Origin of the sequence: Streptomyces sp. NPDC046881, from assembly GCF_040645015.1 — a bacterium.
Lineage (GTDB): Bacteria > Actinomycetota > Actinomycetes > Streptomycetales > Streptomycetaceae > Streptomyces.
Genome location: NZ_JBEYXJ010000184.1, coordinates 1 through 8,598, shown reverse-complemented (window position 1 = coordinate 8,598; position 8,598 = coordinate 1). Strand labels below are relative to the sequence as shown.

6 protein-coding genes and 1 pseudogene are annotated in these 8,598 nt (G+C 72.3%); 6 read left to right on the top strand and 1 reads right to left on the bottom strand.

Translation table 11 applies throughout. From position 1 onward, the window contains the following. The first annotated feature begins 162 nt into the window (after positions 1-162). From ABZ923_RS40075 to ABZ923_RS40060, 4 genes and pseudogenes are all read left to right on the top strand, one after another. Positions 163-1,470, top strand: a complete 1,308-nt coding sequence (locus ABZ923_RS40075; protein WP_361482950.1) for a hypothetical protein — start codon at positions 163-165, stop codon at positions 1,468-1,470. A 164-nt stretch (positions 1,471-1,634) separates the two neighbouring features. Further along, positions 1,635-1,946: pseudogene (locus ABZ923_RS40070) on the top strand (hypothetical protein); the annotation flags it as partial. Positions 1,947-1,967: 21 nt separating this feature from the next. Beyond that, positions 1,968-2,735, top strand: a complete 768-nt coding sequence (drmC, locus tag ABZ923_RS40065; protein ID WP_361482953.1) for a DISARM system phospholipase D-like protein DrmC — start codon at positions 1,968-1,970, stop codon at positions 2,733-2,735. Continuing rightward, positions 2,732-2,989, top strand: a complete 258-nt coding sequence (locus ABZ923_RS40060) for a hypothetical protein (protein ID WP_361482947.1) — start codon at positions 2,732-2,734, stop codon at positions 2,987-2,989. The genes drmC and ABZ923_RS40060 overlap by 4 nt, the downstream gene beginning before the upstream one ends. Before the next feature lie 71 nt (positions 2,990-3,060). On the opposite strand, the gene ABZ923_RS40055 is transcribed toward ABZ923_RS40060, so the two are convergent. Further along, complete coding sequence (locus ABZ923_RS40055; RefSeq protein ID WP_361482944.1) at positions 3,061-5,238, bottom strand: FUSC family protein; 2,178 nt, start codon at positions 5,236-5,238, stop codon at positions 3,061-3,063. A 459-nt stretch (positions 5,239-5,697) separates the two neighbouring features. On the opposite strand from ABZ923_RS40055, the gene uvrA reads away from it, so the two are divergent. Beyond that, positions 5,698-8,166 carry an excinuclease ABC subunit UvrA gene (uvrA, locus tag ABZ923_RS40050; protein ID WP_361482941.1) on the top strand — a complete coding sequence of 823 codons (2,469 nt, stop codon included), beginning with the start codon at positions 5,698-5,700 and terminating at the stop codon, positions 8,164-8,166. 174 nt (positions 8,167-8,340) lie between these two features. Continuing rightward, positions 8,341-8,598 (top strand): NAD(P)H-binding protein (locus ABZ923_RS40045; RefSeq protein ID WP_361482938.1); only part of this gene is annotated, 258 nt, incomplete at its 3' end.

Here is an 8,598-nt window from a genome sequence, read left to right as displayed (position 1 = left end):
AATCCCGCAGACGACGCTAGGGTGCCTCAGATGTTTGACGCCGCCTCGTCCCCCGGCCAGAACCGCAGACCGCTCCCCCCGGCACAGCAGCCGGCCCACCGGACAACTCCCCTTGAGGCGAGCCGGCCCCATGGCCGACACACACGAGGAGACACCATCCCGATGACCAGCACGCTGACGGTGGCCGTGGCACCGGCGGAGATCACGGTACGGCCGGGGGAGTGCGCAGACGTCTCCGTGACCGTCGTCAACACCGGCACCCTGGTCAGCCATTACGAGACCACCGTCGTGGGACTGCCCGACGCCGAGCACTTCCGGGCCGAGCCGCCGCAGGTGGAGCTCAACCCCAAGCAGACCGGCACCGTCTCCGTGCGGATCTCGGTGCCGGCCCAGGGGGAGCCGTTCGCGGGGCGGCATGTGCTGGGGGTCCTGGTGCGCGCGATCGGCGACCAGCCCGCTTCCCGGTGCGAGGAGCTGGCACTGACCGTGCCGCCCGTCCCCGCCCTGACCGCCGCGGTGCGCCCCGAGGTCGCCGAGGGCGGCCCGTCCGCTCGCTTCACGGTGGACATCCGCAACACGGGCAACACGGCCCTGCCGGTGACGCTGAACGCGAGCGATCCGGAGAACAAGGTCACCTTCACCTTCAGCCCGCGGACCGTCACCGTGGCCCCCGGAGCCGGTGTCCCCGTGGACATGGCCGTGGAGGCCGCGGCGCCCTGGTCCGGTGCCCAGGTGCGCCGGACGCTCAAGATCACCGCCGCCACCGGCCAGACCCGGGCAGAACAGCAGGCCACCTTCGTACAGAGCCCCAGGTTCAAGGGCGGACTGCTCAAGGCCGCCGGACTGGCCACCGGCGTACTGATCATGGCCGGCTCCGTGCTCGGCGCCGCGCTCCTGGTCCGGGGCGGCAGGCCGGCGGCCCAGCCCACCCGCACACCCTCGCCCCCGGCGTCCAGACCGTCGACTCCGTCGACGCCCCCGAACAAGGCCACGATCGTCGACTTCAGCAAGGAACACGGCGACCAGCTCGTCCCCGCCGACCGCTACACCAAGCAGGGCATCGCCCTCTCCACGGTCCTGGAGCGGGCCCCCGAGCAGTGTGCCGACGCCTCCGCGCTGGCTCTGCGGACGGTCACCGGTCTCGGCACCTTCCTCACCAGCGCGCGCCCCTCCGGCGTCGACCTGTGCAACACCATCCCCGTCCAGGTCGAACTCGCCGCGCCCGCCGACACCGTGCGTCTCACCTTCGCGGGCAAGGGCGCCCAGTACACCCTGATCGCCCAGCTCTCGGACGGAAGCAAGGCCGCCACCGACGGCACGTCCCAGGCCGGTACCGACACCCAGCTCAGCTACCAGGCGCCGCCGGGTCTGTCCGTGGTGTCGTTCACCTTCGGCCACGCGGATCCCAGCCCCACGTCCAAGGACCCCACGGTCATCAAGCAGATCGCCTTCACCCCCGCGAAGGGCTGAGCCGTTCGGTGTTGCGCCGGTGCCGGGGGCGGCAGAGCAGCAGAGTGGCCATCGTCACGAACGACTTCCCAGCCGGTTGCGCAGGCTGTCGTCGGCCGTTCGTGGCGGGGGTGCACCAGGAGACCGGCCTGGGCTTGGCACTCGACTCGACAGCTACCCCGCGCCTCATCTACACCGCGGTCCCGGACTCGGAGGGCACCCTGGGCGGTCTGGTCTCCCTCGCCGAGGAGCGCGAGTTCGACCGGATCGTGCGCCGGGCCCTGACCGAAGCCGGTCACTGCCCGGCCGACCCGCTGTGTGCAGAGCGCCTGCCGCACGACCCGGCCGACTTCCTCCACGGAGCCGCGTGCCACGTCTGCCTCTTCGTGTCCGAAACCACCTGCGAACGCGGCAACCGCTTCCTGGACCGTCGTTTCCTCGTCCCGCCGGCCGGGGACAAGGAACCGGTGCTGACACCGGTCGGTCTGCTGCCGTGAGCCGCCCCGCGTTCGAGGCCGCTGCCGTGCATCGCGGTCGCGGCTCTCGGACTCTCCCGAAGCAAGGACCTCGCCGGCCTGCTGGCCCAGGCCTGTTCCAGGGAGCGGATACTGACCGAACTGGCGACCCCGGGAGTCGGTGAGGCCGTTGCGCGACTCTGCGACGCGATGCAGTCGGAGTCGGTGCCGCCCGCCGAGGCGGCTGCCTATGTGCGCGGCTATGTCGCCGCCCAGCGCCAGGCCCGGGACACGGTCCGGGTCCGCACGGTGTGGAGCGGTCCTTCGACACCGGCCGTACCGGTGCGCGCCACGGCCCAGGTGCTCGTCGAGGTCATCAACGGGGCGCAACACGAACTGCTGGCCATGACGTACGCGGCCCGTCCGTATCCGGCGCTGACCCGAGCGCTGAGGAAGGCCGCGGACAGGGGCGTGGAGATGCACGTCGTGGTCGAGACACTGGCAGGCTCGGGCGGACTTCTTTCGGGAAAGGAACCCGCCGACGCGTTCGCCTCCGTCCCCGGACTGCTGCTGTGGGTATGGGCCCGGAACCCGGGCGAACACGCCGGCTCACGCCAGCACGCCAAGCTGGCGGTCGCCGACCGCCGCACCCTCTTCCTGGGCAGCGCCAACCTGACCGAGTCCGCGGTTCGGCGCAACATCGAGGCCGGTGTGCTGGTGACAGGCGGGGAAGCACCGCGGCGCGTGGCGGAGCACATAGTGGAGCTGCAACGTCTCGGCATACTGAGGCCTTTCCGGCCTGAACGAGCGGCTCAGCCTTCTCGTCGGTGATCTACGCGGAGAAAAGGAAGACGGCGCCGTCCGTTGCCGAGGCCCGGGCGGTGAACATCAACAACATCATCGCGGACGATGCCTACCGGGTTCACGAGCAGATCCACTGCAGCACGCACAAGCCGGCAAAGCCGAAGCACCGCAAGACGGGGGAGCTCCGGGAGGTTCCTCTGCCGCGCTCGGTGCGGAAGCAATGGGCGGCACGAGGAGAAGCACGGCACCACGCAGGAGGGCCATCCTGTGCGGCCCGCTGACGCCCCGGTCTCGACGCGGCCGGGAGACTATTTCCGTTCCAGGAGACGCGGCGCTCTCTGTCGCCGCGCCGTCACCCACCCCGGGGCGCGGGCCCTGATCCGTCACCTTCCGCAGCCAGGGTCGCCCGCACCCGCTGCTCCTCGCGAGCAGAGCCGACGTCCCGTTCCAGGGGGGTGCGGCTCACGGCTGTCGCGAGGTCCTCCAAGGCCCGTTTTTGCAGTTCCGCCTCGCGCCGCACGGCCGGGCTCCCGTTGCCGACGGCGGCGCCCTCCCACGCGTGGAGCGCCTCCTCCACGCGCCCCCAGTCCGGGTTCCTGTGCTCGCGCACGGCGACTGCCGCCTGCTCGGTGTCCGCCTCGAGGGCCTCGGCGAACCGCTCCGCCTCGGGCACGACACGGCTGTCGGCCCGCGGTACATGGCTCTCCATGAGCATCGCCGCCCGGCCGAACCGCTTGAGCGCCTCCTGCGCCTCCTGCGCCTCGCGCGACGTCAGACCCCTGGGGCGGACCGGTTCCTGCCTCGCGCGGTCGAAAGCCTCCTGCCAGGCGGCACGTGCCTCCCTGCTCTCCAGCAGTGCCCTGCGCATGTCGGCGTGACGCTCCCGGGTCGGTTCGGCGTAGTCGCGGAGCACCGCGGCCGCGTAGCGGCCGTTGGCGGCGAGCCAGTCCGCGAGCCGGCCCGACAGCCGGGGTGTCTCCCACGCGGGGAACACCACGTACGCCAGCATCGCCAGGGCCCCGCCGAGCAGGGTGAGCACCACCCGCTCCGGGACCGTCTGCTCCCATGCCTGGCCGCCCATGCCGAGCAGGAAGACGACGTACGCGGCGGTGAAGCACTGGGAGTAGGCGTAGCCGGTACGGTTCAGCGTGTACGACAGGCCCGCCGCGACCACCGCCAGCGCGCCGGACACATGGGCGTCCGGGCCCAGGGCCCGCACCATGCCGGTGGCGAGCGCGACCCCCGCCAGGGTCCCGGCGAGACGGGCCACCGCACGCGCGTACGTCCGGTGGAAGTCCGGCCGCATCACCATCACCGAGGCGATGGGCGCCCAGTAGCCGTGGCCCAGGGGCAGCCGGGCGGCGATCAGATAGCCGAGCGTGGCCACTGCCGCCAGGCGGACGGCGTGCCGGAACACGGGCGAGTCCCGGCGGAGCTCACGGCGGACCCTCCGGACGACGACCGGGACCAGCCGGAGCATGGTCGGGCGCACCAGAAACTGGGCGCCGGCGAGGCCGGGCGGCGTAGGCGTCCTCCCGCCCGCGCAGCCCGTCCCGGCGATCTCCAACGCCTCGCCGAGCAGTTCCACGAGCCGCTCGGCGGCTTGCCGCGCGGGGCCCTCCAGCACCTCGTGCTCCTCGTCGACGCGCAGGACGTCCATGCTCTCGGGCCGCACCTCGGCGGGAGTGCCGCGTCGGATCGACCGGGCGGCCGCATCCAGGACGTCGGCGGCCGCGTCGAGCAACTCCCGCGCGCGGTCCCGCCCGGGTCCCTCCGCCGGGGCGCCCACGTCCGGGTCGGCGAGCGCCGCGACCACCGGCCGGATGCGCTCGGCGAGTCCCCGGGGGCCGTGCAGGACGGGGGGACGGGTGCGGGCCTGTGACGGCGTCACGGCAGCCGCGTCCCGGGCCGTCATCAACGGCTCCGGGTCGAACGGGGCGGTCGGGTCGTGCCGCAACCGGCGGGCGTAGTCCGCAACGGCGGCCAGGGCGTCGGCGAGCGCGTCACGATGCGCGCCCCAGCGCCGGATCGGGAACAGCAAGATCAGCACGGCCTGCGTCACGCCCCCGAGTGCGATGATCCCGGCGTGCTCCAGGGCTCGGCCGATGCTCGTGGGCAAGGTGATGGTCACCAGCATGCTGCCCACGGTCGTCGCTGCGACGATCCCAGCAGTCGATCCGACGGCCCACGCCATTCCCGCGGCAAAGGCCCATACGGCCAGCAGCGGCAGGAACGTCACGAACCGCCCCGCCGCCAGGTAGCCCGCGAAGGTGCTGAGCGCCAGACCCGCGCCCGCGCCGAGCGCGACCACCTTGCGTGGACGCCAGCTGCGCTGGAAGGTGGCTCCACCCGCGGAGTAGGCGCCGAGGGCGGCCGACGCGGCATACGCAGGGGAGACCAGCCACAGCGCCGGCCCGGTGACGATCGCCACCCCGGCGGCCGCACGCAGCGCGAGCAGGGGCTCCAGCCGCGTCTCCTCGATCTTGAGCCCGGATCGCACGACTTCCCCGAAGGCCCGCAGCCACGTCATGGGTGTCCGCCTGGCCGGAACGCCCTGCCGGGTCGCGTCGGCCTGGTCGAGGTGCGGCAACCGTCAGGCAAGGAAGCCTCCCACACGGCCCGCTGGCTGGCTGGCGGCCGCAGCCGCTGGGATCTCTCGCAAGTGCTGCGACGGCGTCCGTGGCTCCGGCACGCCTCTGCGGGTCGTTCACCCGGATGAGATGGAACGGCCATGTGCGCCGGCCCGCCAGGCGGAGCCTCGGCGCTCCGGCGGCGTTGCGTCCGGGTCCCCGTCGGCCCCCGAGGCGAAACAACCACGCACCGACCGATCAGCGGAATCTCCGGATCCGGACGATCAGCAACCGACGGCACGAGACCTCATCCTGTGGTCACGGATCAACGGCGAAGCACTCTCGAATGTTTCCCGGGAGCGGGGCCCGGTGACGGCGCCTGTCGCGCGGTTCCCGGCGCGATCAGGTAATCAGGAACGGTGAACAAGGACGCGACCGACTCCTTCGTGCATGTCCGTGGCGCCGGTGAGAACAACCTGCGGAACATCGACGTCGACATTCCGCGGGACGCGATGGTCGCCTTCACCGGCGTCTCCGGTTCGGGCAAGTCCTCGCTCGCGTTCGGCACGCTCTACGCGGAGGCCCAGCGGCGCTACTTCGAGTCCGTGGCACCGTACGCCCGAAGACTGTTGCAACAGGTCGGCGCACCGCACGTGCAGGAGATCACCGGACTGCCACCGGCCGTGGCCCTGCAGCAGCGACGCGGGTCGCCCAGCTCGCGCTCGACGGTCGGCACCCTCACCACCCTGTCCAATCTGCTGCGCATGCTGTACTCCCGCGCCGGCACCTATCCGCCCGGCGCCGCACGGCTGGAAGCCGAGTCGTTCTCCCCCAACACCGCCGCCGGCGCCTGCCCGGAGTGCCACGGACTCGGCGTCGTGCACGACGTCGCCGAGGACCTGCTCGTCCCGGACCCCTCGCTGAGCATCCGCGAGGGGGCGATCGCCGCCTGGCCGGGCGCCTGGCAGGGCGCCAACCTCCGCAGCGTCGTGAGCAACCTGGGGATCGACATCGACCGACCGTGGCGCAGGCTCAGGAAGAAGGACCGGGACTGGCTGCTGTACACGGACGAGCAGCCCTCCGTGTACATCGAGCCGGAGGAGGACCGCGTCGACTACGGCTACCAGGGCAAGTTCTGGAGCGCCCGCAAGCACGTCATGCACGTCCTCGCCGACTCCAAGAGCGAGAAGATGCGCGAACGGGCGCTCCGGTTCGTCAGGAGTGTGCCCTGCCCCGAGTGTCACGGCAGCGGACTGCGGCCCGAGGCGCTCGCCGTGACCTTCGCCGGACGTTCCATCGCCGAGATCAACGCGATGCCGCTCACCGAGGTCGTGGCGCTGCTGCGGCCCGTCGCGGGGCGGTCCGAGGCCGACGCCACCACGTCGACCGCCCGATCCGGGGAGACGACCGAGGTCGCGGTCCGGATCTGCGGCGATCTGGTGGCGCGGATCGACGTACTGCTCGACCTGGGCCTCGGATATCTCAGCCTCGGGCGCCGCTCGACGACCCTGTCGCCAGGCGAGGCGCAGCGCCTGCGGATCGCCACCCAGCTGCGCTCGGGGCTGTTCGGCGTCGTCTACGTCCTCGACGAACCCTCCGCGGGCCTGCACCCGGCCGACGCGGAACCGCTGCTCGACGTGCTGGACCGCCTCAAGGCGGCGGGCAACTCGCTGTTCGTCGTGGAGCACGACATGGACGTCGTACGGCGGGCGGACTGGGTGGTCGACATCGGCCCCGGCGCGGGGGAGGGCGGCGGACGCGTGCTGTACAGCGGCCCGGTCGCCGGTCTCGAGCGGGTCCGGGAGTCGGCCACGAGCCAGTACCTGTTCGGACGCGCCCAGCCGCTCGATCACCGCCCGCGCGCACCGCACGGCTGGCTGCACCTGCGTGGCGTCTCCCGCCACAATCTGCACGACGTGTCCGTCGACGTACCGCTCTGCGTGCTGACGGCGGTGACGGGCGTGTCCGGTTCCGGAAAGTCGACGCTGGTGACGCAGGTGCTCGCCGAGGTCGTCCGCGGCCACCTCGGACTCGTGCCCGAGGAACCCGACGAGGCGCAGCTGGAGGTCGACGTCCAGGACGCGTCGGGGGTCGAGTCGTTCGACCGGCTGGTCCGGGTCGACCAACGGCCCATCGGCCGGACTCCCCGGTCCAACCTGGCCACGTACACCGGGATGTTCGACGCGGTGCGCAAGCTGTACGCGGCGACGGACGAAGCCAGGGCGCGCGGCTACTCGGCCGGGCGGTTCTCCTTCAACGTGCCCGAAGGGCGGTGCGAGACCTGCCAGGGCGAAGGATTCGTCGCGGTGGAACTGCTGTTCCTGCCCGGCACCTACGCGCCGTGCCCGACCTGCGAAGGCGCCCGGTACAACGCCGAAACGCTGGAGGTCACCTACCGCGGCAAGAACATCGCGGACGTACTGGCGCTGTCCGTCGACGCCGCCGCCAAGTTCCTGTCCGCCGTCCCGGCCGCCTCCCGCAGTCTGGAGACGTTGCGCGAGGTGGGACTGGGGTACCTGCGGCTGGGCCAGCCCGCGACGGAACTCAGCGGCGGTGAGGCGCAACGCATCAAACTGGCGACCGAACTGCAGCGAGCCCGCCGCGGGCACGCGCTCTACCTGCTCGACGAACCGACGGCGGGGCTCCACCCCTCGGACATCGCGCTGCTGCTGCGACAGTTGCACCGGCTCGTCGACGCCGGCAACACGGTCGTCCTCGTCGAACACGACCTGGCCACGATCGCCACCGCCGACTGGGTCATCGACCTGGGTCCGGGTGGTGGCGACGCGGGCGGGCGGGTGGTCGCGACGGGTCCGCCGGCCAAGGTGGCGAGGGCCCGCCGCAGCGCCACCGCACCCTATCTCGCGGCCCGGCTCGCGCGCTCCTGACGACAGAATCGCGATCACGAGTCCCCGAGCACCTGCGGCGCGACCCGGTGGCCGGGTGGTCTCGCGCACCAGCGCGGTGCGCGAGTACGCGGGCTTTACGGCAACCGCGGGACCCGACCTGGCGCGGCAGTCCCGCAGCCCGGCGTGAGCGGTCGCGTGTGGCAAGAATGACCCATGCACATCGTGATCGCGGGTGGACACGGAAAGATCGCGCGCCGGCTGACCCGGCTGCTCTCGGCGCGCGGCGACAACGTCACAGGGCTGATTCGCAACCCGGACCACGCCGACGACCTGCGCGCGGACGGTGCGGAACCGGTGGTGTGCGATCTGGAGCACGCCTCGGTACACGCCCGGGCCGCGCCGCGGCCCACGGACTCCGCGCTGCGGCTGGCCGGCGCTCCCGGCGCGGACGGGGACACCGGCCGGCTCACC

What these genes read in the sequence shown, in the direction of transcription:
- ABZ923_RS40055 (WP_361482944.1), bottom strand. Translation starts at nt 5,238, where the DNA reads ATGACGTGGCTGCGGGCCTTCGGGGAAGTCGTGCGATCCGGGCTCAAG.
- ABZ923_RS40075 (WP_361482950.1), top strand. Translation starts at nt 163, where the DNA reads ATGACCAGCACGCTGACGGTGGCCGTGGCACCGGCGGAGATCACGGTA.